Here is a 24,636-nt window from a genome sequence, read left to right on the forward strand (position 1 = left end):
TGTATAGTGGCGGGTATGTTGAAGCCGATCCTTGCCACCGTGGGCGTCATCGCGCTGGCCCTGGGCGCGCTCGGCATCGTGCTTCCCGTCCTCCCCACCACCCCGTTCCTCCTGCTCAGCGCCTTTTGTTTCGCGCGCAGCTCAACACGGCTGCACAACTACCTCATCAACCACAAAGTCTTCGGCACCTACATCGCCAATTACTACAACAAGTCGATGACACCGAAACACAAGGCCCGCACCCTCACGATCATGTGGCTGGGCATCCTGCTCTCCGCATGGCTGATCGGCAAGACCGTCACCTGGATCATCCTGCCCATCATCGCGATCCTGGTCAGCATCCACATCGTGCGCCTCTCCCCACGGCCCGAGAAGACGCCGGAGCTTATCGACGAGGCCAGCAACCATTAGAGATAGCCGCTCTACCGCGGGGGCTATGGTATTTCTACATAAATATCCCCTCGCCACAGTAAGGACGCCCTCATGGTCAAACGCCTTGTCCCTCTGAAACGACAACTTCCAGCCCCACAGATTTTCACCGACTTCCTGAAATTCAAGAAGCCTACGGGTGATCGTCGTCAAGCACGGCTCAACGCAGCCCAAGACGTGTGGGACCTGCGCAAGATCGCCAAACGACGAACGCCTACCGGGCCTTTCGACTATGTCGAAGGCGCTGCCGAACAAGAGATCTCCTTGGGCCGGGCGCGCGAGGCATGGGCCAACCTCAGCTTCCACCCGCAGGTGCTTCGCGACGTGTCCAACGTGGATCTTTCCACCACCGTCGCCGGGGGAGAGGCCGCAATGCCGCTGTCCATCGCACCAACCGGGTTCACGCGCATGATGCACGCGGAAGGCGAAGTGGCCGGCGTCACCGCAGCTCACCAGGCGGGCATCCCATTCTCCCTGTCGACTGTCGGCACCGCGACCATCGAGGAAGTCGCCGCTGCGGGTCCGTACGGACGCAAGTGGTTCCAGCTGTACATGGCCGGCGAATCCCGCGAGATCTCCGAAGGCCTCATCGAACGTGCTGAACGCTCCGGCTATGACACGCTCATCGTCACCGTGGACACGCCTGTCGCCGGGGCGCGCCACCGCGATGCGCGCAACGGCATGACATTCCCGCCGCAGCTCACGCTGAAGACGGTGCTAGATGCGTCCTACCGCCCGGAGTGGTGGTTCAACTTCTTAACGACGAAACCCCTGGGCTTTACCAACTTTGGGGAGGGCACGAAGTCCATCGCGCAGATCGGCAACATGTTTGACCCATCGCTGAACTTCGACGATATCGCGTGGCTGCGCGACCAGTGGAAGGGCACCTTGTTGATGAAGGGGATCCAAACTGCATCCGACGCCGCACGTGCCATCGACGCAGGTGCAGACGGCGTGATCCTCTCCAACCATGGTGGGCGGCAGCTGGACCGCGCGCCCGTCCCGCTGTACACCCTGCCTGCGGTGCGCAAGGCCGTTGGCGATGAGCCGACCGTGATCGTCGATACCGGAATCATGAGCGGTGCCGATGTCATCGCCGCCGTCGCCCTAGGTGCTGATGCCGCGATGATCGGGCGTGCGTACCTCTACGGCCTGATGGCCGGCGGCGCCGAAGGCGTGGTGCGGTTGCTGGACATCATGCAGGCGGAGATGATCCGCACGATGCAGCTGATGGGCGTGGGATCCATCACCGACCTCAACCTAGACATGGTCTCCCTCGACTGGAAAGCAGGACACCATGAGCACGACTTCATCTAGCGCACCTAATACGCTTGGCCTGCGCAAAGGCGGCGGGCGCGCGGTCTTCGCATCGATGCTGGGAACCCTGGTCGAGTGGTATGACTACGCCCTCTACGGCGCGGCGGCCTCCCTGGTAATTGGTCCGCTGTTCTTCGGCCAGCTCGACGCCGGCCAGGCCGTCGCGGCATTCGCCACCTTCGCCGTGGGTTTCATCGCGCGGCCCTTTGGTGGTTTGCTCATCGCACACTGGGGTGACAAGCATGGCCGCAAGCCCGCGATGTTGTTCACCATGATTGTGATGGGTGTGTCCACCGTCGGAATTGGCCTGCTTCCCACGGCCGAGGTGGCGGGCGTGTGGGCCGTCGTGATGCTCGTCGGCCTGCGCCTCCTCCAAGGCTTGGGCGCTGGCGCGGAGCTCACCGGTGCGATGACCCTTGTCGCCGAGTACGCTACCCCAGCCCGGCGCGGCTTGTGGACGTCCCTGATCATGTCGATGCCCCCGGCGGGATCGGCGATCGCCACGCTCGCTTTTCTTGCGGTGGCTGCGTTGCCGGAAGAACAGTTCTACGGCTGGGGTTGGCGCGCGCCCTTCCTGGCGTCGGTGGTGCTGTTCCTCGTCGCGATCTTCATCCGCACCAAGTTGGAGGAATCCCCCGACTATCAGGCCGCGATGGAGCAACGCGATGCCGTCCAGCGCGAGGCCCGCACCCCGCTCGGGGAGGTGCTGAAGAATCAGTGGCGCGAGGTGATCCTCGGTTTCATGGCTGTGACCGGGCACAACGCCAACAACTACATCATTTCGATCGCCTCGATCACCATCATGGTCACCTACGGCGGCCTCGAGCGCACCGAGGCACTGACCGCTGTGCTGCTGGGCTCCCTGCTGGGCATTCTGCTCAGCCCCTTGGGCGGTATGGCTGGCGACCGATTCGGCGCAGGGCGCGTGATGGCGGTCGGCGCATTAGCCGGTTTATTCTTCGCCTACCCGCTGTTCACCGCCTTCAAATCAGGCAATATCTGGATCGCATTCGCGGCACTCGCTGTGTCCTACGGTTTTGTCCTGGCGTGTACATCGGGTGCCCAGGGCGCTTTCCTGGCCAACTTGTTCCCCGTGCGCACACGGTTCACCGGGACTGCGCTGGCACGAGAGACCAACGGTGCGCTGGTCGCAGGACTTACACCCATGATCGTCACCGCGCTGCTGGAGGCCGGCGATGGTTCCATCACCTGGGCCGCCGGATACATGGCCGCCTGCTTCTTCATCACCTTCCTGGGAGTCACGCTCGCCCGAGGACGGGGCGACAACAAAACAGAGACACCGGCCTAGGCCACTTCGTGGTCGCTACACTGAACCAGCATGGCACGCACATTGTGGGCAGTCAGCGACCTGCACGTCACCTTCCCGGAGAATCAAGCGATCGTCGATAAGCTAGCCCCCGAACACCCAGAGGACTGGCTGATCGTCACCGGCGATGTGGCCGACAAGATCCCCGATGTCGTCCGCGCCATGGAACCGCTGGCCCAGCGCTTCGCGAAAGTGATCTGGGTTCCCGGCAACCACGAGCTTTTCAACCGGCGCACCGACCGCATCAACGGCAAAGCCCGCTACCGGGCGCTGGTGGGGGAGCTGCGGGCGCTGGGTATCGTGACGCCGGAGGACCCGTTTCCCGTCTTTGCCGGCGTGACCGTGTGCCCCCTGTTTACGCTGTATGACTACTCATTCCGCCCCCTGGGGCTGTCCGCGCGCCAGGCGATCGCCCAGGCAGAGGTTGTGCTTGACGACGAGATCGCCATCGCACCCTATGTAAATGTGGAAGAGTGGTGCGCCGAGCGCGTGGAGTACTCGCGCGGGCGTCTCGACGAAGTACGTGGCGAAACGGTGCTGGTCAACCATTGGCCACTGGTGGTGGAACCGACGCGGCGGCTGCGGTATCCCGATATTGCGCTGTGGTGCGGGACCGAAGCAACACGCGACTGGGCACCAAAGTATCACGCGCGCGCAGCCGTGCACGGGCACCTCCACATCCCGGTAGAGACTGTGGTGGACGGCGTGCCGCACATTGAGGTGTCACTGGGCTACCCGTTTGAGAAACACCCGCCCGGGGCAGTGCAGCGGCCGTGGCCATTCCCAGTGCTGCGGGAGTGATGGCGTCACTTACCTAAGTGATGACAGTGATCGATGTAGTGATGGAGTGGACCGACGATGCGACGAGCCACCCGGCGCGCACCAACGCAAAGGCCCGGCCTTCCCATTGCGGGAAAGCCGGGCGAATGGTTGGGGTGTTCGTCGTTAAGCGAACTACTGCTTCGTGATGCCGTAGGAATCGCGCAGGGTCACCGTGCGCTCCTCGCCACCGTGCAGGTCGCCCTCCACGATGTAGAAATCGATGGTGAACGTCTCTGGGGTAACGGTGTACACCGCGAAGGTCTGCTTCTCAGACTGACGGTAGTTGTCGTGCTTGTGCTCGAACTTCGGGGAGTCCTCGGGCTGCTCAGCAACATCGAAGAGGCCGTTCCACAGGTCAGTGTCCTCGTCGGTCATCCAATCCAGCTTCGGACGGACCTTCGCAACGTGGTCGGCGCCCTTCTGGTAGATCGCGTCATAGGTCTTGGTACCGGACGTGTTCGGGATGACGTAGGTGACGCCCTCCGGGTTCACGTGGTGCTCGACGCCATCAATGTCTGTCTTCTCGGTGTCCTCAACCTCGCCGTACGCGAAGTTATCCGGGGTGTACACCAAGGACTTGGTGCGGGTGAGGTTGTGGTCATGGCCCTGCAGCACAATATCCACGCCAAGCTCGTCGGCAAGCTGCACGAACTCCTCGCGAGTCACCTGCACGTCCTCATCCTGAAGAGCGTGGTAGGACGCCGAGTACACGGGCTTGTGGTACGCCAGAACGATCCAGTTGGCACCAGCCTCACGCGCGGCCTCGATGTCGGCCTTCGCCCACTCCATCTGCTCCTTACCGATCGCACCCTCCTCCGGGTTGTCTTCAGACTCCTTGTTGTCATTCGTGTTCAGAACGACGAAGTGAGCTCCCGAGTAGTCGAAGGAGTAGTAGGAACCACCGTTGACCTGATCGTTGGTCACCGGAACGTTGGTGTGCTCGTTGAACGCGGTCAGGTCCGTGCCCAACTCTTCGCGCATGTAGTTCAGCACGTACTCATCGTGGTTACCCGGGGTATAGGCGTGCGGCAGGTTCATGTTGGATTCCTGGGACATGTCCAGGTTATCCACCCACTCGTCTTCCACCTGGGCGATCTCCACGAAGTCACCCGTGTGCAGCGCGAAGTCTGCCTCCGGGGCGGTCTCCAGCGCCTTCTCCAGGGTGTTCGCGCCGTAGGCGGCCTCGTTGTTCACGTTCGCGTTCCAGTACGCGTTCTGGGTGTCGGTGTACTGGATGAACTGGAAGGAGCCATCATCAGCACCCGCGGTGCGGAAGGAACCGGTGTCCGTGAAACCCTCAGACTCAGAGCCCAGCTGGAAGTAGTACTGCGTGTCCGGCTCCAGGCCGGTTGCGGTGGCCTTGTTGGTGTGCTCGGTCACCTGCTGCAGGAACAGGTAGCCCAAGTTATTACCCTCAGCGGTCCACTGGGTGTTGTCACGGGTGATCTGCTCATCCGTGAAGTAGCCCAGGACCTCTTCGGGCTCATTGTTCTCGTCGACCAGGAAGTTGCCGTCCTCATCGGTGGTGACGGACGCGTAGATGTAGTAGCCGTTCTCGTCGCGCTCCGCGTAGTCCGAGGTGACCTCAGCGACGTCAGCCTCGAACTCCAATGGATCGGACATATCCTCGTTGGTCGACACGCGCACCACGGAATCATCCAGCTTGTCGGTGGTGTACCAGTTGAAGGACATTGAGGTGGACGGGTCCTCCGGCAGGTTCATCGCGACCCGGTTCGGCTCGTTGCTTTCCTTCACCGGGGCGGCCTCAGGCTTCTCGTCCTGCAACTCGATCAGGTCTAGGCCGTTCTTCTCGCCGTAGACAGGGTCAACTTCCGTGGCTTCGGTAGTTTCGCTTGTCGACGACTCCGCCGACGTTGCGGTGGTCCCTTCTGCAGGGGTTGCCTCATTGTTTCCGCCGTCATCCGTGCAGCCAGTCACCAGCATCGCAGAGGCGGTCACTGCGGCCAGCACCTTCAATGTCTTAGTCCATTTAGCCATGGGCTATTCATTCTCTCCTTCTAGGGGATCCTTATTTATTAGTGTTTCCCAAGGATGTGGCCCGGCGGTGGCGTTCTGGTAAACGAGCGATGAACTCTGGCCCTTTGGGGCGCTGGGCAGCAGCGCGGCCACGCCCTCTCGTCGTAAACTGCTGGAACTAAACTGTAGGAACAGGGGAGTTTCCGGGCCCCTCACCGCCAAAAACGCCCTAATCCAACAGTTCAGCTTCGACAGTTTGGCAAAAAGGTGGGCCTCAGAAACGAAAAACCCGGCCTCCCCACACCAGGAGGAGACCGGGTTCGCGGCCAGACGGGCAATCGTCGATAAGCGAAAGCTAGCTAAACAGAGCTAGACCCGCCGAGTGACTCTCGTGACTGGTCGATCGTGTCCGTCTTGTAGGGGTAGGCGCCGTCGGAGCCGTATTCGTCGCGCACTGCGTCAATCTTTCCGGAGGCGAAACGGTCCATGATCATGGCGATCGCGCCGTCGCCGGTGACGTTAGCGGCGGTGCCGAAGGAGTCGATGACGATGTAGGCGGCGATCATCAGCGCGACCATGTTCTCGTCGAAGCCCATCATGGTGCTCAGCAGGCCGACAGCGGTCATCACGGCGCCGCCCGGGACGCCCGGCGCGGCGATCATCGTGACGCCCAGCATCAGCAGGAAGCCGATCGCCTTACCCACGGAGACGTCCATGCCGGTCATGTAGATGATGGCGAAGGCGTAGAGGACCAGCTTCATCATGGAGCCGGAGAGGTGGATCGTCGCGCAGAGGGGGACGGTGAAGCCAGCGACGTTGCGGTCCACATCGTTTTTCAGGGTGGAGCGCAGGGTGACCGGGATACTGGCGGCAGACGAAGAGGTGCCCAGCGCGGTGAAGTAGGCGGGCATCATGTTCTTCAGCGCGGTGAACGGGTTCTTGCCCGCGACGGCGCCGGCGACAAGGTACTGGATCACCAGGTAGACCCAGGTCATGATCACGGCCAGGACCAGAACCTTGCCGAAGGCGGCCATGGTGGAGCCCAGGTTGTCGTTCATGCCCAGGTTGAGGAACATGCCGAAGATGAACAGGGGCAGCAGCGGGATGACGAAGGCCTCGATGACCTTCATGATCACGCGCTCCAGGTCGCGGGAGGCGCTGTAGAGGGTGTCAGACTTTACGGCGGTCATCGCCAGGCCCACGCAGAACGCAAGCACCAGGGCTGTCATCACTTCGAAAGGCGCTGGGATTTCAACGTCAAAGTAAGGCTGCAGCGAACCTTCGTCGACATCCTCCACGTTGGTATTCAGCTCCTGGCCCGCCAGCAAGGTGGGGTAGAGGGCTAGGGAGAGGCCGTAGGCGATCAGCCCGGAGATGATCGTGGAGCCGTAGGCCACGCCGGTGGTGATGCCCAGCCACTTGCCGGCGCCGCGACCCAGGCCTGCGATGGCGGGTGTGATCAGGGCGAAGATCAGCACGGGGACGAAGAAGTTGAGGAAGTTACCGAACAACGTGTTGAAGGTAATAAAGACGCGCGCCAGCCACTCCGGGAAGAAGAGGCTGCACACGATACCAAGGATGATCGCTACGACGATCTTGAACAACAGAGAGTTCGCAATGGTTTTGAAGTTCATGGGCATACTTTCACGGGAAAATTGCGACGGATGGAAGCAATCAGAGCACACAGACGGTGTTCTTCATGCCCCAATTGTTCCCCATCGTGGGTTTATTCACTAAATCCATCGGCGTGAGAGCCAGCACAAAACCGCGGCAGGCACCCAGGTCCCACTCTTTTAAGAAAAGGCGTGCCCGCCCGCTAGACTTTGGGCCATGACCGCTAACCTCATCGTCACCATTCTCTTCATCATCGTCGCAGTCGTGCTCATCGTGTTGGGCATGTTGGCGGCGACCGGCAGGTTGAAGGGCAATTCTTATATCGGTTTGCGTGTGCGGGAGGTCCGCCAAGAGGAAGCGGTGTGGACCCAGGCGCACAAAGTGACGGGCCCGTTTTCGATCCTCGCCGGCGTGGCCTTGCTGTTCGGCGCGGCTTTCGCGTGGATCGCTAGCGGCTGGCTGTGGTTGGCGCCCGTGGTGGCGGCGGTGCTTGCCATCATCTTCCTCTCCGTTGGAGGAAACATGGGTGCGCGCACCGCGGCACTGCTGGACCAGGCGCAGAAGGCAGAGCCTGAACCCGAGCCGCAGCCTGAGTCCCCGGCTGTGGACTTGGACGCTTTACGACGAGCGGCCGGGCAGTCCGACGAGCGTGAATAGTAGACGCGCATATAAAAGTTGCACAGCTCACTTCTTGGTTATATGGTTGCTTACGTGATCGAAACGAAACTGACTTCCGCACAGTGGTGGTGGCGCGCTTAATCGGCGAGCCACTGATTTCGAGCATCAAGAATTAACGGCCCGCCGGCTAGGTTTCCTAGCGCAGCGGGTCTTTTTGTATCCACCAAAGTACCCACAGCGCAGCGGGGGACCGGCCACAGCAAGCCGCCCGACGATTGTGAAAGAGTACTGATGGAAAATTTTCAGCCACGCGTGGTCAGACGCGACGTACGCTACCACGCTGACGCTTCCAGTTTGTTTGCTCATATCGGTGGCACGGAGTCGACTGACTCGCTGCTGCTTGAGTCCGCGGACATTACGACGAAGTCCGGCCTGCAGTCCGTGGCCGTGTTGGATGCCAGTGTGCGGGTCACCTGCAACGGCACCAAGGTCACCGTGGAGCCACTGACAGACTCCGGCCACCTGATTGCCCAGCGCCTCCACAACCAGCTGGCGGACTACGCCACAGGGCCTAACACCTACGACTTCCCGGTCTCCACGGCAAGCGATGAGCGCGAACGCCTCACCGCCATAAGTTCCGTGGAGGTGCTGCGCAAGCTCACGAGCGACGCCGGTTACCAAGACCAAGAGTTGCCGATGCTGGCAGGCGGCATGGCCTTCGATTTCCTGGAGAGCTTCGAGCAGCTGCCCGAGGTCGAGGAGTCCGTCAACACGTACCCGGATTATCAGTTCATCCTGGCAGAGGTAGTGCTGACCATTGATCACCAGTCGCAAACCGCTCACCTTGCAGGGGTGCAGTTGGCGGGGGACCTCGTCGATAAGCGAATCGACCGGTACGCTGCGCAAATCGATGCTGCTGAGCCAGACTCAACTCACTCTTATGCTGCCGCCGAGAACCCAAATTCGACGCTGACCGTGACCACCGACATCCCGGACGCGCAGTTCCGCGAGCAGATCGAGGCGCTGAAGCAGAACATTTATAACGGCGATATTTATCAGGTGGTCCCGGCGCGCACGTTTACCGCGGAGTGCGTCGATGCGTTCGCCGCCTACCGCCAGCTGCGCGAGACCAACCCCAGCCCGTACATGTTTTATTCGCGCGGGATCGATCGCGCCGGCAAGCAGTATGAGCTGTTCGGGGCCAGCCCGGAATCGAATTTGAAGTTCGATCATTCCAACCGTCAGGTGCAGCTGTACCCGATCGCCGGCACGCGTCCGCGCGGGCTTAACGACGATGGCTCCATCAACAATGAGCTGGATATCCGCATGGAGCTCGAACTGCGCACCGATGCCAAGGAGATCTCCGAACACACCATGCTGGTGGACCTAGCGCGCAACGATATGGCGCGTGTGGCCGTGCCTGGTACACGCACGGTGGAGGATCTGCTGCAGGTGGACCGCTATTCGCGCGTGATGCACCTGGTCAGCCGCGTGACGGCCACCCTGGACCACGATCTGGACGCCCTCGACGCGTACCGTGCCTGCATGAACATGGGCACGCTGACGGGTGCGCCGAAGCTGCGGGCCACGGAGCTGCTGCGCCAGGTGGAGGGCCGCCGCCGTGGTTCTTATGGCGGTGCCATCGGGTACCTGCGGGGTAATGGCGATATGGATAACTGCATCATCATTCGGTCCGCATTCGTCAGTGGGGGAGTGGCGGCCGTGCAGGCGGGCGCCGGCGTGGTGCGCGATTCCAACCCGCAGAGCGAGGCCGATGAGACCTTGCACAAGGCTTATGCGGTACTCAACGCGATCGCGTTGGCCGCCGATGCACAGTTGGAGGTTGTGCGATGAGCAAGATTGTCCTTCTAGATAACCACGATTCCTTCGTCTACAACCTTGTCGACGCCCTGCACGGCTACGACTTCAAGGTCTTCCGCAACACGGTACCCATGCAGACAGTCCTAGACGCGGACCCCGCCTTGATCATCTTGTCGCCCGGGCCCGGCTACCCGGCCGACGCGGGCTGCATGATGTCGCTTCTCGACGAGGCCCTGCGCCGCCGCATCCCGGTTCTGGGGATCTGCCTGGGATTCCAGGCGCTGCTGGAACACTATGGCGGCAAGGTGGAACCCTGCGGGCCCGTCCACGGTAAGTCCGAGGTCATGGAGCTGACCAATAGTGGAGTGGCGCATCCAGTGTTTGAGGGTCTAGCTGCGGACGCTGTTGCGGAGCTGCCCGAACATGTGGGCCGGAAGGTGCCGGTGGCCCGCTACCACTCGCTGGGTTCGAAGGCGGTGAAGTGCCCGCAGGGTGTGGTCTCCTTGGCCACCACCAACACTGACATTGGGCCTGTGATCATGGCCGCTGAAACCGCCGATAAAATGGCGATTGGCCTGCAGTTTCACCCAGAGTCGATCCTGACACCAGCGGGGCCGACAATCCTTAATCGTTGCGTGCAAACGCTGCTTGGCAATTCCACTTCATCCAAGGAAGGTAACTAACTCATGGCAAGTGACAAGTCCCAAGAAATTTTGAAGCGGTTCTTGGACAACAAGAACCCCACCCTCGACGAAGCGATCGAGGCATTCACCCCGTTGACGGTTGGCGATTACGACGATGTGCACATCGCCGCGCTCCTGGCCACCATCCGCACCCGTGGCGAAACCTTTGAAGATATCGCCGGTGCCTCCAAGGCCTTCCTGGCCGCTGGCCGCCCATTCCCCATCACCGGCGAGGGCCTGATGGATACCGCCGGAACCGGCGGCGACGGCGCAAACACCATCAACATCACCACCGCCGCCTCGCTCACCGCTGCTGCTGGTGGCGTGAAGATGGTCAAGTGCGGTAACCGTTCCGTCTCCTCGAAGTCCGGCTCCGCTGACGTGCTGGAAGCGCTGAACATTCCGCTGGACCTGGACCCCGAGCGTGCCGTGCGCCAGTTTGAGGCATCGAACTTCACGTTCCTCTTCGCCCCTGCTTATAACCCGGCGATCGCGCACGTGCAGCCGGTACGTAAGGCGCTGGGTGTGTCCACCCTGTTCAACACGATGGGCCCACTGCTGTCGCCTGCGCGCCCGGAGTACCAGATCATGGGCATCGCGAACCCGGCCCAGGGCCAGGTCATCGCCGAGACCATGCGCGAGCTCGGCCGCGGTCGCGCCCTCGTCGTCCACGGCGCGGGCACCGATGAGATCGCCGTTCACGGTGAGACCCAGGTCTGGGAGCTGACCCGAGACGGTGAGATCAAGAACTACACCATCACTCCGGAGGACCTAAGCTTGGAGCGCCACACGCTGGAAGATCTGCGTGGCGGCGACGGCGAAGAGAACGCCCGCCTGATGCGCGCCACCTTCGCCGGCGAAGGCAAGAAGGCGCACCGCGACGCGACCGCCGCCACCGCGGGTGCCATGTTCTACCTCAACGGGGACGCGGACAGCATCAAGGATGGCGCGGCGAAGGCCATCGCCATGTTGGAGGATGACACTGTGAAGAATTGGTTGGCAAAGCACGAGGAGGCGAATTACGGTGGCTAAACTTCCTACCGTTCTTGAAGGCATCGTGGAGGGCCGTCGTGGCCACCTCGAAGAGATCCGAGCACTCATTGCTCACGTGGACGTCGATACGCTCCCGAAGTCCGAGCGTTCGCTCTACGATTCCCTGGCGCGCGGGGGCCGGGGCGCCAATAACTTCATCATGGAGTGCAAGAGCTCCTCGCCCTCGCTGGGTCTCATCCGGGAGCACTACGAGCCCGGCCAGATCGCGCGCATTTACTCCCGCTACGCGTCCGGCATTTCCGTGCTGTGTGAGCCGGACCGCTTCGGCGGCGACTATAACCACCTAGCGACGGTCGCTTCCGAATCCCACCTGCCCGTGTTGTGCAAGGACTTCGTCATCGACAAGGTGCAGGTGCACGCCGCGCGCTACTACGGCGCCGACGCGATCCTGCTCATGCTCAGCGTGCTTAACGACGAGGAGTACGCCGAGCTTGCCGACGAGGCGCACCGTTTCGGGCTGGACGTTCTCACCGAGGTGATCGACGAGGAAGAGGTGGAGCGCGCCATCCGTTTGGGTGCGAAAATCTTCGGGATCAACCACCGCAACCTCCATGATCTGTCGATCGATCTGGACCGTTCCGCACGCCTGGCAGCCTTGCTTCCCGACGATGCCGTGGTCGTTTCCGAGTCCGGCATCCGCGATACGGAGACTGTCCGCCGTCTCAGCGGGCACTCCAACGCCTACCTTGTGGGATCGCAGCTGACCAGCCAGCCGGATATTGATCGCGCCGCCCGCGAGCTTGTCTACGGCCCGAATAAGGTGTGCGGCCTGACTGATTGGTCCGCGGCGCAAGCGGCCAAGGCCTCGGGCGCCGTCTATGGCGGGCTGATCTTTGAAGAGGCGAGCCCGCGCAATGTTTCACGTGAAACGGCCGAAGAGATCATCGCCCACGAGCCCGGCTTGGACTACGTGGCCGTGAACCGCCGCACCTCTGGCTTCACCGAGCTTGCCCTCGACGGCGTGACGGCCATCCAGCTGCATGCCCCGTACCAAGGCAGCATCGACGCCGAGAAGCAGTTGGTGGACGCAGCCCGCTCTGAGGTAGGGGAGCAGGTGGAGATCTGGCGCGCCGTCTCCATGACAGAAGCCGATGGTCCTGCAGTCGCAGAAGCGCTCGAGCCAATCGTCGATAAGCTCGTGCTCGATGCCAAGGACGGCGGGTCCGGCACGACCTTCGACTGGTCCACCGTGCCCGACGCAGTGAAGCAGAAGGCGCTCCTGGCCGGTGGGCTGAACCTGGACAACATCGAGGATGCGTTGCGCGTGGGCACTGCCGGCCTAGATCTGAACTCTGGGCTGGAGTACGGCAGCGATGCCGGCGTCTGGGCCGGGCGCAAGGATGCCGGCGCTATCCGACGAGCTTTCCAGGCCATCCGCACCTTCTCCTACTAAATACACAAAACCAAGGACAACACAATGACTGATAATTTCCGTGACGGCGGGGCGACGATCCTGCCGGCCTATTTTGGCGAATTCGGTGGCCAGTTCGTGCCCGAATCGCTCATGCCTGCTCTCGACCAACTGGAGAAGGCTTTTGTGGAGGCATGGAATGATGAGGAGTTCATGGCGGACTACCGACGCATTCTGCGCGACTACTTGGGTCGCCCCACTCCGCTGACCGAGTGTTTCAACCTCCCGCGCGCGGCGAAGGACAAGGACTCGAAGTCTGGCTACGCACGAATCTTCTTGAAGCGTGAGGACCTCGTTCACGGCGGCGCCCACAAGACCAACCAGGTCATCGGCCAGGCGCTGCTGGCGAAGAAGATGGGCAAGACACGCATCATCGCCGAGACCGGCGCCGGCCAGCACGGCACCGCGACCGCACTGGTGTGTGCGCTGCTGGACCTCGAGTGTGTGATTTACATGGGCGCGAAGGATATTCAGCGCCAGCAGCCGAACGTGTTCCGCATGGAACTGATGGGTGCGAAGGTCGTCGGCGTGGACTCCGGTTCCGGCACGCTGAAGGACGCGGTGAATGAGGCGCTGCGTGACTGGACCGCCAACTTCCACGACACGCACTACCTGCTTGGCACCGCGGCTGGCCCGCACCCGTTCCCGACCATCGTGCGTGACTTCCACCGCGTGATCGCGGAGGAGGCAAAGGAGCAGATGCTGGAGCGTACCGGCGCGTTGCCGGATGTTGTCGTTGCGTCTGTGGGTGGCGGATCCAACGCGATCGGCATCTTCTCTGACTTCATCGATGATGAGGGAGTGGAGCTCGTTGGCACGGAGCCCGGCGGCGAAGGCGTCGATTCCGGGAAGCATGGTGCTGCGATCGCAGAGGGCAATATCGGCATCCTGCACGGCACCCGCTCTTACTTGATGCGTAACGACGACGGCCAGGTTGAGGAGTCCTACTCCATCTCAGCCGGGCTGGACTACCCGGCGGTGGGACCGCAGCACGCGCACCTCGCCCAGACGGGCCGTGCGAAGTATGTGCCCGTCACCGACAAAGAGGCCTTGCTGGCTTTCCAGATGCTGTCCCGCTACGAGGGCATGATCCCGGCACTCGAGTCTTCTCACGCCTTCGCCTATGCGCTGAAGCGCGCCGCGGAGGCCGATGCTGCGGGCGAAGACATCACTATTTTGGTGTCCCTGTCCGGCCGCGGTGACAAGGATGTTGACCATGTGCGCCGCACCCTCGAGGCGAACCCCGACTACGTCCTGAAGGAGGACTAGGCATGACTACCCGTTATGAGAAGGCTTTTGCCGATCTTGCCGAGAAGGACGAAGGCGCATTCGTCCCATTCCTGATGCTTTCGGACCCGACCCCTGAGGACGCGCTGGAGATCCTGCGGACCGTCATCGATGCGGGTGCGGACGCTCTGGAGCTCGGCGTGCCCTTCAGTGATCCCATCGCCGATGGGCCGACCATCCAGGGCGCACACGTCCGGGCCCTCGACGGGGGAGCCACCGTGGATAAGGCTTTGGATCAGATTCGGACCATCCGCTCCGAGTATCCAGACCTGCCGATCGGAATGCTGATCTACTCGAACGTCCCCTTTGTGCGTGGCTTCGACACCTTCTACAAGGAGTTCAAGGAGGCCGGCGCGGATTCCATTCTCGTGCCTGATGTCCCCGTCCGTGAGGGTAAGCCCTTCGTCGAAGCGGCAGAACGCAACGGGATCGATTCGATCTTCATTGCACCTGCCCAGGCCACTCCTCAGACGCTCGAGGGCGTCGCCGCGCACTCCAAGGGTTATATCTATGCGGTCTCCCGCGATGGCGTGACTGGCACCGAGAACGAATCTCAGACCACTGGTCTGCGCGAAGTTGTCGACAACGTGAAGTCTTACGGCGGCGCGCCCGTGCTGCTAGGTTTCGGCATTTCCACCCCAGACCACGTGCGTGAGGCTATCGAGGCGGGGGCCGCTGGAGCGATATCCGGGTCCGCAATCACCAAGATCATCAACAAGTATGTTGAGGGCACCCACCCTGAGCCGGGTCGGGTCACCGACATGGCGGGCCTGAAGTCCGAACTCACTGAGTTCGTCTCCGCGATGAAGGAAGCGACGAAGAAGTAGCACATCGCTTTTCGACGACCCCGGCGCTCTGTGTGCTGGGGTCGTTTGCTTGTACTTGTTTCACGTGAAACATCTCAGGGGATGCGGATCAAAGTGACCTCGTACGTTGTTTCACCCTTCCAGCCATACTGTCGCTGCAAGTTGAGGTAGCCCGCCTTCTCCAACTCTTTGATTTCGGTAATTGCATCGTAGCCCAACAGACGGCTTATTCCAGTCGAGCTTGTGCGCATCCCGTCCACTGCACCGATTGCCACTATCGCGGAGATCACCTTCATATGCCTAGGGGAGGGGACGAGGGCTTCGTCGCTAAGCTCCTTCTGCTTAGACTGAAGCGCCGCGAGCCGGCGTCGACCCATTTTGTGCGACCGCGCCGATTCGAACTTAAGACCCACAGAGATTGTGCCAATTGCGACTATGGCTGAGACCACGTGCTGAACCTCCGCTGAAACGCCAATTGCTACCAACGAGTCGAACGGCGCATCCGCTGCAAGGAACATAGTCGCCAGCAGGCCCACTAGGGGCAAAAATCGCTGAATGGGGGAATAGTCGGTACTGCGGAATTCATCCTGGTAAGCCGTCTCCCCAGCAAACCGGCCACTTTTATGCAATCCGATCCCCGCGACGATGGCTAGGGTGAAAGCGATGATGACGCCGATCGTCGTTGCGCCCATCAAGGCTAGGCCGATTCCACCCGGGATGCCGACGAGAGCGGCCTCGCCCTGCGATAATTCGTTTCGCTTTCGCAGATGCGAAACCTGATCCCGATATTGCACAGTATCTGATGGTAGAGGAAGCAGGCTTCTTGAACAATACTTTCACTTGTTCCACATCAAACAATGTTTAAGCTGGTGATATATCCCACTGCCTTTGGCTTTGTTTCACGTGAAACATCGCCATCCAATCTTAGGAAAATACATGGAACCGGCAATAGAAGTTCTCAACGTAACAAAGACATTCGGCGACTTTCGCGCGCTCGACGATTTTTCACTCACCGTCGATCGTGCCAGCATTCATGGATTCCTCGGACCCAACGGTTCTGGAAAATCGACAACGATAAGGACCCTGCTCGGCGTGCTTGCGCCTACTTCGGGAACGGTACGCATCCTCGGTGTCGACCCGGGGCGAGACCCTTCAGTATTAAAGCGCGTCGGCTACGTCCCCGGAGACGTTTCTTTGTGGCCCACGTTGACCGGCGCTGAGACTCTTCAGGCTCTCGAATCGCTGCGGGGCGTACCCACGGACAGGAAGCGCGAGGGCGAACTTATCGACGCCTTCGACCTGGATCCGACGAAGAAGACTCGGGACTATTCAACCGGTAACCGAAGAAAGGTGAGTCTCATCGCCGCTCTTTCATTCGGTGCGGATGTCCTATTGTTGGATGAGCCCACGGCAGGGCTTGACCCACTGATGGAATCAGTTTTCGTCGACGAAGTTCGTAAAGAACACTCGAAAGGGGCGACAGTTTTACTCTCGAGCCATATTTTGAGCGAAGTAGAGAAGCTATGTGATTACGTCACAGTGATTAAATCCGGCCGGGTAGTAGAGCGCGGAACAATTCGTCAATTACGTCACTTATCAACGCATTCTGTCTCTGCCAATGTTTCACGTGAAACGGCGGATGCTTTTCGACGAGAGCTAGGGGACGGCGCCGTGGTCGTCGACAAGCTAGGGCGAACGACACTCACCGTCGAACGCGACAAGGTCCCCGACACACTAAGAACTCTCTTGGATGTCAACGCGACAGACATCGAAACACAACCGGCGAGCCTCGAGGAAATTTTCATGCGCCATTATGAGACAGGGGAGTAGCAATGCGCGAAGTGCTCACACAGACACGACTGAACTTCCACCTGAAACGCGGCTACCTCCTCGGGTGGATGTTGCCGATCCTCGCGATCATCGCCATCTTCCCCGTGGCCTATTACGAATACTATCCAGAACTTTCCAGCCGCCAAGGAATTGTCCAAGGCATGGAAAATAACGTTGGCACGCGCGCCATCTACGGCTTAATCGACAAGCCCGGAACCGTCGGTCAAATGACCACGTGGGAAGCGGCGATGTGGGCCGGTCTCCTCGGCGCCATCATGGTCGCCCTGCTGATGGTCGATCTCTACCGCCGACCGGAGCACACGGGACTGAGCGAACTGACGCGTTCCACGGGAATCAAGGCCAGCACGCCGTGGGCCGCGGCCACCATCACCGGAGTCACCTCGGCGATTACTCTTGGTGCAGCGTCAGCACTTATCCTGCTGGCTCTACCGTTGCCCCGCGATGAAATACCTACCGAAGGAGCAATCGCTTTTGGGTTTACGCTCACGCTGATGCTGATCGGGGCAACCCTTTTCGCGCAGATGGCCTTGCTCCTGGTCAACGATGCGTCGAGGCTGACGCAAGCCGCGTTAATTAGCGTGGCGGTGTCCTACGCCATTCGCATTGTCGCAGACACGCAAGAAATCGCGTGGCTCAATTGGCTCAGCCCCCTTGGATGGCGGGAACTCATCGGTCCCTTCACCGAGAACGACATGGGCCGCGCTGCCATCCTTGCGGCCGTGTGCTTCGCTGCCATCGGTCTCATTGGCTTCGCTGAGTCACGCCGTACATTCGGCGAAGGCTATTTCCCGCGCCGGAGCAAGGTTCACCGTTCCCGATCCGTACAAGGAATCGTGCACCTGCGCTGGATGCTCAACAAAGGCGGCATCATCGCGTGGGCGATCAACGTCGCCATCACCACAGCGTTCCTCATGCCACTATCGGGAGATATCGCCACCCTCATAGGCGGCGATGACACCACGGGCCAAGTATTCCGAGACCTCCTCGGTGGCACCGACGCCTACCAGGCCTTCATCTCCTATATTTGCGAAATGGTCGCCATCATGGTCGCAGCAGCCGGAATCAGTCAGATCACCAGTTATCGGGCGGAGGAGAAAGCCCGCATCGTCGATATGCAGCGCTCTACGGGCGTTCGTCGATACGCACCCCTGGCCGCTGCAACGACGATCGCGCTGGCTTCCGTGGTGGGGCTGGTCTCCGTCATGCACGCTTCAGGCGCAATTGGGTTGGCCACGCAAGAACAGACGCTTGACGACGATTACTCGGCTCTTGCGTGGGCGTCCTGGTCGCTGCTGGGGGCGGTTATCGTGCTGGTCGGTATCGCAATCGCGATCATCGGGTGGATCCCGGTGGCGAGTGGGTGGGTCTGGGCGCCACTGGCCTTGTCGGCGGTTGTCACGCTCATGGGCGAAATCCTCCAGCTTCCTGAGTGGGTGATCGATCTATCGCCATTGACACACGCGCTTGAGCCGGGGTCTGATCAGTGGTGGATCCCGGCGACCATGGGTGCTGCCGGCGTGGCCTTCGCCATATTTGGGTTAGCCGGGTCTGCAAAGAGAGACATTCGCTAAAGCGAGAAGGCATACTAGAAGCATGACTTGTTCACGTCGAATGTTTCTGTTGGGCACCGCTACCACTTTTGCCGGTGCATTCCTCGCAGCCTGTGGCGAATCCCCCTCTGAGGAAGTGGCCGCCACAGAGGTACCGGTGGGCTCTGCTGTGATTTTGGATCAGTTCATCATCGCGCAGCCGACCGAGGGCCAATTCGTGGCTTACTCTTCCGCATGCCCGCACCAGAGGAATAAGATTACTGAAGTCGAAGGCGACACGGTGCGCTGCACCGCACACGATTCCGTGTTCAGCATCGTCGACGGTGCTGTGATTTCCGGCGTGGCGCGCGACCCGCTCTACCCGGCAGAAGCCACCCAAAAGGGTGGTACCGTCACCGCGACATAGCCGAACCGACTACCAGGCGCGGAAGTAGGATTCCGCGAACGGAAGATCGTCCGCACCAAGCTGCTTGAGGGCGTGATTCGGCCACTGCGGATTACGCAATGCCTCACGCCCCAGCAGGATTGCATCTGCGTGCCCGTCTTCGAGAATGTATTCAGCATGCTCGGGGTTGGTGATCAAACCAACTGCCGCCGTGGGCATGCCAGTCTCCCGCACAGCGGAGGCCATGGGGACTTGGTAGCCAGGTTCCACGGGAATCTTCGCGCGCACATTACCGCCAGTGGAAATGTCCATCAGGTCCACGCCCCGCTCCTTTAGTAGTGGCGCGAGTCGCACCGAGTCTTCGAGCAGCCAGCCGCCCTTTGTCCAGTCGGTGGCCGACAAACGCACCAGCAGTGGCGTGTCGTTGTTCAGCACTCCGCGGACGGTATCGACGGTCTCTAGGAGCAAGCGGGTGCGTCCCTCAAAGTCGCCGCCGTATTCGTCCTCGCGCTGATTGGTGAGCGGGGAGAGGAACTGGTGCAGCAGATAGCCGTGGGCAGCGTGGAGCTCCACGGTGTCGAAGCCTGCAGCCATAGCACGCTCGGCGGCAGCGGCGAACTGTGCTGGCAATGCGCTGGCTTCCTCTGTTGTGAGCTCCCGCGGAGTGTCCTGGCCGTCGGCAGCTATGGGGGAGGGCGCCACCGTTTCCCAGCCTCCCTCGTCGACAGGCACCGAGCCACTGCCGAGGCCGGGGCGCATCGGGATCGTGGACGCCTTGCGCCCCGCATGATTAAGTTGCACGCCCATCGCCGCCCCTTGGCTGTGCACGAAATGCACGATGCCGCGCCAGGCCTCGACCTGCTCGTCGTTCCAGATGCCAGTACATTCAGGGCTAATGCGGCCTTCAGGCACAATGCCGGTCGATTCCGCAATGATCAACCCAAATCCGCCCACAGCGAGGGACCCGTAGTGCACAAGGTGCCAGGGTTCCGGCACACCATCTTGGGCGCGCACGTGGTACTGGCACATGGGTGGCACCCACATGCGGTTGCGTATGGTCAGTCCGCGCAGAGTCATCGGTTTTGCAAGTCTCACATTCGTCATACGCCCAGCGTAGCCTGCCGTAGACTGGCGGTCATGCTCTCCAGAATCAAAAACGTCGATCCGCTGATCGTCTTGATCATCCTCGCCGTCGTCGTCGCCATCATCGCGCCCGTCCGCGGCGAATTTGCTGAATGGTTTGCGCTTGCGACGAACCTTGCGATCGCCCTGCTGTTCTTCCTCTACGGGGCACGCTTATCGACGAGCGAAGCGCTCAAAGGCCTGACGAACTGGAAACTCCATCTGACAATTTTGGCGTTTACGTTCGTTCTCTATCCGATCGTTGGTGTTCTGCTGCGTCCGCTCACGCTGTTTATCTCCGACGGCTTGTATCAGGGGATCTTGTATCTCACCTTGGTGCCGTCCACGGTGCAATCCTCGGTGGCGTTTACGTCGATCGCGCGCGGGAACGTGTCGGGCGCGATTGTGGCGGCGAGCCTCTCGAACCTGGCCGGGGTCTTCTTTACGCCACTCCTGGTGATGTTCATCATGGGCGCCGGGGACGGGATTCACGTGGACGCGCAAGTGTTCATCGATATCGCCCTCCTGCTGCTCCTGCCCTTTGTCTTGGGCCAGCTGGCGCGCTACTTCATCCCCGGGGTGGCAGGTGCCGCAGCGAGCAAGGCGACGAAGGTGGTGGACCGTGGCTCGATCACGATGGTGGTCTATTCGGCGTTCTCCTCGGGCATGGTAGCTGGCGTGTGGTCGAGTGTTGCCGTGTGGGAGGTCATCTTCCTCGTGGTGTTCTCGGCGCTCTTGGTGGTATTCATGCTGTGGCTCACGCGCGTGATCTCCGCACGCCTCGGCTTCCCACGAGGAGATGTCATCGCCATCGAATTCTGTGGCTCCAAGAAGTCGCTCGCAACCGGCCTGCCGATGGCCAGCGTGATCTTCGGCGGTGCCTCCCTGGGCTTGTTGATCTTGCCGTTGATGATCTACCACCAGGTACAGTTGATGATTTGCTCATGGCTTGCGGCCCGTTATGGGCGTGCCGACGATGCCCGCAACCAGTCCACCGCTCTCGCTTAAGGAGTTTCACGTGAAACATTTTGTTCGCACCACCCTCACCGTCCCCGGTGCCGGCACCCTGGTCACGATCGCCGAGCTGGAGGAGATCTCGTCGGAAAGCTGCACCATGGTGCGCATGATCGAACTGGCACCGGACGAGACGATTAAGGGGGCGTTCGCCGATGGTCGGATCGTCGGCCAGGCGAACGAGCCCCTAGAGCAAGTGCCGCACCCCAACACCTACGACCAGTTCGAGGGGATCGAGGCTGAGCACCTCAGCCCGGAAGAGTTCGAGGGCCTGTGGGCGGAAGTGCGCGCCAAGTTCCCCGGGTTCTAAAACACTAGATTAACCAACAGCATGTAGACGACAGTGCCACCAAGGATCGACAGGCCACTGTCGCCTTTCCACCAGTGCAGCAGCAGAGTCGCGGCGACGCCCAGCAGGGAGGCCAAGAGGCCACCTGGGGCGGAAAGCTGCCCGAAGATCGTGTACACCACGAGAACGATCATCACGCCGACGGGCATCATCAAGCCCAGCGAAGCGATGAAGTTATTGCCCTTCAGTAGCTTCAGAAAGAAGAAGGGGAGTGCGCGCAGGGCGACGGTGACCATCCCCACCGGGATCAGCACCGCCAGCACCATGCCAAGCGTGACGCCCTCTGGAAGCCCGTACATCAGACCTCCTTCGCCATGGTGTCGTCGGGACGGCGCCAGGTCAATAGCCCGTCCAGGCGTGGCGACATATAGCGTGCGATCAAAATCAGGAAGTAGACGCTCAGCGCAATCATCATGATCGACCCCGGGGCGATCAGCCCGACGATGATGGCGAGCACCGCGGCGATCACCGGCAGGGAATAGTCGCGGTTGTTCTTAAACGCCTCCCACGCCAGCACGACGAAGAGTGCCGTCAGCGCGAAGTCCATCCCCTTAAGTCCGGGCGGGATGATCTCTCCGACGAGCGCCCCCACAATCCCAGGGATCAACCACAAGAGGTGGAGCAGAATCTGGATGGTGAGAATGCGCGTGCCGGTCAGTGGCTTCTGAGGATCTCGGGCAGAGACGATGGCGTAAGCCTCGTCGATAAGCGCATACGCGGAATAGGCCTTGCCGGGCACGGACTTCACCTTGTGCAAGGGGAATGTGAGGCCGTAGAAGATGTGTCGGAAGTTCACCATGAAGCCGGTGAACGCGGCGGAGAGGGGGCCGACGCCGGAGGTGACCATACTGATCGCGAGGAATTCCATCGAGCCGGCGAAGATGACGATGGAGAAGATCGGGGTCCACCACCAAGCGAAGCCGGACTGGGCCATGAGGAGACCGAAGGCTAAGCCCAGCGGGATCAGGCCGAGGCCGACCGCCCAGGTCTCACGGATCCCTTCTTTGATTTCGTGGAGCGTGTTTCCTTCGCCCTCGTCTGGCGTTGTTTCACGTGAAACATTCACGGTTGACCCACTTCTAATTGTCCTCGAGGTTATGGGGGAAAGTGGAAAACAGTGGCAACGGCATCGGCTGGCGGCGCAACACGTCGCCCCAGAGGTCGGCTGCCGCTGGCGCAATCACGTCGCCTGGGAGAGCCGGAGCAACATACCAGTCGCCACGTTCGATCTCCTCCTCGAGCTGGCCCGGCGCCCACTCCGCATGCCCCATAAAGATACGCATTCCGTCAAGGTCTTCCATCACCTCGTGCGGCTGCGCGCTCAGGTTCACGTGTACCAAGCGGTTAGCCAAACGCGTGAAGTAGGGGTGAGTGTCAATATCAACGTCTGGCTTCGTCACGCCCAGCGCCACCGCGGCCTGCTGGCTTAGCGGGCCGCCTATGTACATCGCCTGAGGCTTCGCTACCGCAGGCAGCCAATCCGGCAGAACGTTGTAAACGGCCAGCTCACTGCGCTGGTTAAGGATCACACCGAAGGTCGATTCGGCGTCACGCTCGATCACCAGCACCACGCTGCGGGAGAACTCGGGGCTCAGCATGCCAGGAGCCGCCACGAGCAGCATGCCCGCCTCAGGTTCTTCGCGTTCCAAGGCGTTGAATAGGCGATCTGCGTAGAAGTAGTCACTCATCTTTCCTACCTTCCCACCACTGCTGTAGTTCCGCAATGGCTTCGTCACGATCCAGCGGCCCGCGCTCCAGGCGCAGTTCCTTCATAAAATTCCACGCCTTACCGACATCCGGGCCAGGCTTCAGGTCCAGGATCTTCATGATCTCGTTGCCGTCGAGATCGGGGCGCACGCGCGCAAGGTCCTCTTTCTCCTCGATCTCCGCGATGCGCTCCTCCAAGTGGTCATAGGTGCGCTGCAGCCGCGCAGCCTTCTTCGGGTTGCGCGTGGTGGAATCGGCGCGCACCAGTTTGTGGAGGCGGGGGAGGAGGTCGCCGGCGTCGGTCACGTATCGACGAACGGCCGAGTCCGTCCACTGACCCTCACCAAAACCGTGGAACCGCATGTGCAGGTACACCAGCTGGGAAATATCCTGCGTGGTCGCCTTCGGATACTTCAACGCCCGCAGACGCTTGCGGGCAAGTTTTGCTCCCACCACCTCATGGTGATGGAAGCTCACGCCTCCGCCTTCTTTGCGGGCGCGGGTGTCTGGCTTCCCGATGTCGTGGAGTAGCGCGGCCCAACGCAGTACCAGGTCCGGACCATCGTCCTCGCGGTCGATGGCCTGACGTAGCACCGTAAGCGAGTGGCGGTAGACGTCCTTGTGTTGGAGGTGCTCGTCGGGAGTCATGCGTAGCGCAGCAACCTCCGGCAGCACATAATCCGCCAGGCCCGTCTCAACAAGCAGGTCGATGCCATCCCAGGGTGCGGCTCCCAGCATCAGCTTGTCCAGCTCCACCTGGATTCGCTCCACGGTGATTCGCTGAATCTCATCGGCCATGTCGCGCATCGCATCGAAGACGCGTTGTTCCACGTGAAACCCTAACTGGGAGACAAAGCGAGCAGCGCGCAGCATGCGCAGGGGATCGTCGCGGAAACTGATCTCCGGCTCTTGTGGTGTATCCAACCGTTGATTTACCAAATCATTGAAGCCGCCCACAGGGTCCACAAAATCCGTGCTCATGGCCCCGTCTTCGACGAATAGGCGCACGGCCATCGCGTTGCACTTGAAATCGCGGCGCACCAAGTCCTCTTCGATGGTGTCGCCGAAAGTGACCTCTGGGTTGCGGGTCACGCCATCATAGAGGTCGGCGCGGAAAGTCGTAATCTCGATCTGCTGGCCCGCCTTCACCGTAGCCACGGTGCCGAATTCGATTCCGGTATCCCATACCGTCTCACCGAAGTCCTCTAGAATGCGATAAGTCTCCTCAGGGCGGGCAGACGTGGTGAAGTCCAAATCATTGCCCAGCCTGCCCAGGAATGCGTCGCGCACGGGACCGCCGACGAGGTACAGCTCGTGCCCCGCGGCATCGAACTTTTCGACGAGCGGACGTAGCAGAGTTTCAAGCTGCCGAATCGCGTCGGCAGCCCGGCCAAGGGCATCAGGATTATTAGAGGTGCTCACCGCTAACACCTTACCTGTGGGTTAAATCGGCACGTCAAAATACCAGAATGAACCAAAGGCGGATACGATAA

24 protein-coding genes are annotated in these 24,636 nt (G+C 61.0%); 16 read left to right on the forward strand and 8 right to left on the reverse strand.

What is annotated here, in order from left to right:
- Positions 1–15: 15 nt before the first annotated feature.
- The 4 genes from B097_RS12990 (at position 16) to B097_RS0111335 (ending at position 3,874) form a co-directional block, all read left to right on the forward strand.
- On the forward strand, positions 16–411 hold the full coding sequence (locus tag B097_RS12990; RefSeq protein ID WP_018582640.1) for a YbaN family protein: 396 nt from the start codon (positions 16–18) through the stop codon (positions 409–411).
- A gap of 72 nt (positions 412–483) precedes the next feature.
- On the forward strand, positions 484–1,746 hold the full coding sequence (locus tag B097_RS0111325) for an alpha-hydroxy acid oxidase (protein WP_018582641.1): 1,263 nt from the start codon (positions 484–486) through the stop codon (positions 1,744–1,746).
- A complete protein-coding gene (locus B097_RS0111330; RefSeq protein ID WP_026254493.1) occupies positions 1,727–3,055 on the forward strand; it encodes an MFS transporter in 1,329 nt (442 codons plus the stop codon). Before B097_RS0111325 ends, B097_RS0111330 begins: the two co-directional genes overlap by 20 nt.
- A gap of 30 nt (positions 3,056–3,085) precedes the next feature.
- On the forward strand, positions 3,086–3,874 hold the full coding sequence (locus tag B097_RS0111335) for a metallophosphoesterase family protein (protein WP_018582643.1): 789 nt from the start codon (positions 3,086–3,088) through the stop codon (positions 3,872–3,874).
- A gap of 153 nt (positions 3,875–4,027) precedes the next feature.
- Here B097_RS0111335 and B097_RS0111340 read toward each other — a convergent pair whose 3' ends face one another.
- Both B097_RS0111340 and B097_RS0111345 read right to left on the reverse strand, forming a co-directional pair.
- The gene (locus B097_RS0111340; RefSeq protein ID WP_018582644.1) at positions 4,028–5,893 is read right to left on the reverse strand and encodes a purple acid phosphatase family protein; all 1,866 of its coding nucleotides are present in this window, start codon (positions 5,891–5,893) and stop codon (positions 4,028–4,030) included.
- Positions 5,894–6,231: 338 nt separating this feature from the next.
- Positions 6,232–7,506: a dicarboxylate/amino acid:cation symporter gene (locus B097_RS0111345; RefSeq protein WP_018582645.1), complete on the reverse strand. Its 1,275-nt coding sequence runs from the start codon at positions 7,504–7,506 to the stop codon at positions 6,232–6,234.
- A gap of 196 nt (positions 7,507–7,702) precedes the next feature.
- Here B097_RS0111345 and B097_RS0111350 point away from each other — a divergent pair, with 196 nt between their 5' ends.
- The 7 genes from B097_RS0111350 (at position 7,703) to trpA (ending at position 15,186) form a co-directional block, all read left to right on the forward strand.
- Complete coding sequence (locus B097_RS0111350) at positions 7,703–8,143, forward strand: SdpI family protein (RefSeq protein ID WP_018582646.1); 441 nt, start codon at positions 7,703–7,705, stop codon at positions 8,141–8,143.
- Positions 8,144–8,395: 252 nt separating this feature from the next.
- Entirely contained in the window at positions 8,396–9,958 is a 1,563-nt protein-coding gene (locus B097_RS0111355; protein ID WP_018582647.1) for an anthranilate synthase component 1, read from the forward strand.
- Positions 9,955–10,608 (forward strand): glutamine amidotransferase-related protein, encoded by a 654-nt coding sequence (locus tag B097_RS0111360; protein WP_018582648.1) that lies wholly within the window; start codon positions 9,955–9,957, stop codon positions 10,606–10,608. Before B097_RS0111355 ends, B097_RS0111360 begins: the two co-directional genes overlap by 4 nt.
- Positions 10,609–10,611: 3 nt before the next feature.
- Positions 10,612–11,640, forward strand: a complete 1,029-nt coding sequence (gene trpD / locus B097_RS0111365) for an anthranilate phosphoribosyltransferase (RefSeq protein WP_018582649.1) — start codon at positions 10,612–10,614, stop codon at positions 11,638–11,640.
- Positions 11,627–13,054: a bifunctional indole-3-glycerol-phosphate synthase TrpC/phosphoribosylanthranilate isomerase TrpF gene (gene trpCF, locus B097_RS0111370; protein ID WP_026254494.1), complete on the forward strand. Its 1,428-nt coding sequence runs from the start codon at positions 11,627–11,629 to the stop codon at positions 13,052–13,054. The genes trpD and trpCF overlap by 14 nt, the downstream gene beginning before the upstream one ends.
- 24 nt (positions 13,055–13,078) lie before the next feature.
- On the forward strand, positions 13,079–14,341 hold the full coding sequence (trpB, locus tag B097_RS0111375; protein WP_018582651.1) for a tryptophan synthase subunit beta: 1,263 nt from the start codon (positions 13,079–13,081) through the stop codon (positions 14,339–14,341).
- A gap of 2 nt (positions 14,342–14,343) precedes the next feature.
- A complete protein-coding gene (gene trpA, locus B097_RS0111380; protein ID WP_018582652.1) occupies positions 14,344–15,186 on the forward strand; it encodes a tryptophan synthase subunit alpha in 843 nt (280 codons plus the stop codon).
- A gap of 74 nt (positions 15,187–15,260) precedes the next feature.
- Here the strand turns inward: trpA and B097_RS0111385 are convergent, their stop codons facing one another.
- Complete coding sequence (locus tag B097_RS0111385) at positions 15,261–15,959, reverse strand: hypothetical protein (RefSeq protein ID WP_018582653.1); 699 nt, start codon at positions 15,957–15,959, stop codon at positions 15,261–15,263.
- Positions 15,960–16,101: 142 nt separating this feature from the next.
- On the opposite strand from B097_RS0111385, the gene B097_RS0111390 reads away from it, so the two are divergent.
- The 3 genes from B097_RS0111390 to B097_RS0111400 are packed head-to-tail and all read left to right on the forward strand — an operon-like array spanning position 16,102 to position 18,972.
- A complete protein-coding gene (locus B097_RS0111390; RefSeq protein WP_018582654.1) occupies positions 16,102–16,995 on the forward strand; it encodes an ABC transporter ATP-binding protein in 894 nt (297 codons plus the stop codon).
- A gap of 2 nt (positions 16,996–16,997) precedes the next feature.
- Positions 16,998–18,587, forward strand: coding sequence for an efflux permease Rv1217c-related protein (locus tag B097_RS0111395; RefSeq protein ID WP_018582655.1), 1,590 nt, complete (start codon positions 16,998–17,000; stop codon positions 18,585–18,587).
- A 22-nt stretch (positions 18,588–18,609) separates the two neighbouring features.
- The gene (locus tag B097_RS0111400) at positions 18,610–18,972 is read left to right on the forward strand and encodes a Rieske (2Fe-2S) protein (RefSeq protein WP_040429636.1); all 363 of its coding nucleotides are present in this window, start codon (positions 18,610–18,612) and stop codon (positions 18,970–18,972) included.
- Between the two features lie 9 nt (positions 18,973–18,981).
- On the opposite strand, the gene B097_RS0111405 is transcribed toward B097_RS0111400, so the two are convergent.
- Positions 18,982–20,055 carry an NADH:flavin oxidoreductase/NADH oxidase gene (locus B097_RS0111405; RefSeq protein WP_026254495.1) on the reverse strand — a complete coding sequence of 358 codons (1,074 nt, stop codon included), beginning with the start codon at positions 20,053–20,055 and terminating at the stop codon, positions 18,982–18,984.
- Between the two features lie 33 nt (positions 20,056–20,088).
- Between B097_RS0111405 and B097_RS0111410 the strand changes: the two genes are divergently transcribed.
- Together B097_RS0111410 and B097_RS0111415 are read left to right on the forward strand one after the other, a co-directional pair.
- Complete coding sequence (locus tag B097_RS0111410; protein WP_018582658.1) at positions 20,089–21,081, forward strand: bile acid:sodium symporter family protein; 993 nt, start codon at positions 20,089–20,091, stop codon at positions 21,079–21,081.
- A gap of 10 nt (positions 21,082–21,091) precedes the next feature.
- Positions 21,092–21,397 (forward strand): hypothetical protein, encoded by a 306-nt coding sequence (locus tag B097_RS0111415; RefSeq protein WP_018582659.1) that lies wholly within the window; start codon positions 21,092–21,094, stop codon positions 21,395–21,397.
- Here B097_RS0111415 and B097_RS0111420 read toward each other — a convergent pair.
- Genes B097_RS0111420 through B097_RS0111435 form a run of 4 tightly spaced genes read right to left on the reverse strand, consistent with a single transcriptional unit; the run spans position 21,394 to position 24,565 of the window.
- Positions 21,394–21,735: a branched-chain amino acid transporter permease gene (locus tag B097_RS0111420; RefSeq protein ID WP_018582660.1), complete on the reverse strand. Its 342-nt coding sequence runs from the start codon at positions 21,733–21,735 to the stop codon at positions 21,394–21,396. The genes B097_RS0111415 and B097_RS0111420 overlap by 4 nt on opposite strands.
- Positions 21,735–22,502: an AzlC family ABC transporter permease gene (locus tag B097_RS0111425; RefSeq protein ID WP_018582661.1), complete on the reverse strand. Its 768-nt coding sequence runs from the start codon at positions 22,500–22,502 to the stop codon at positions 21,735–21,737. Before B097_RS0111425 ends, B097_RS0111420 begins: the two co-directional genes overlap by 1 nt.
- A 13-nt stretch (positions 22,503–22,515) precedes the next feature.
- Positions 22,516–23,124: a YqgE/AlgH family protein gene (locus B097_RS0111430; RefSeq protein WP_018582662.1), complete on the reverse strand. Its 609-nt coding sequence runs from the start codon at positions 23,122–23,124 to the stop codon at positions 22,516–22,518.
- The gene (locus B097_RS0111435; RefSeq protein ID WP_018582663.1) at positions 23,117–24,565 is read right to left on the reverse strand and encodes a CCA tRNA nucleotidyltransferase; all 1,449 of its coding nucleotides are present in this window, start codon (positions 24,563–24,565) and stop codon (positions 23,117–23,119) included. The genes B097_RS0111430 and B097_RS0111435 overlap by 8 nt, the downstream gene beginning before the upstream one ends.
- Positions 24,566–24,636: the final 71 nt, after the last annotated feature.

Origin of the sequence: Corynebacterium pilosum DSM 20521 = CIP 103422 (assembly GCF_000373805.1) — a bacterium.
GTDB lineage: Bacteria > Actinomycetota > Actinomycetes > Mycobacteriales > Mycobacteriaceae > Corynebacterium > Corynebacterium pilosum.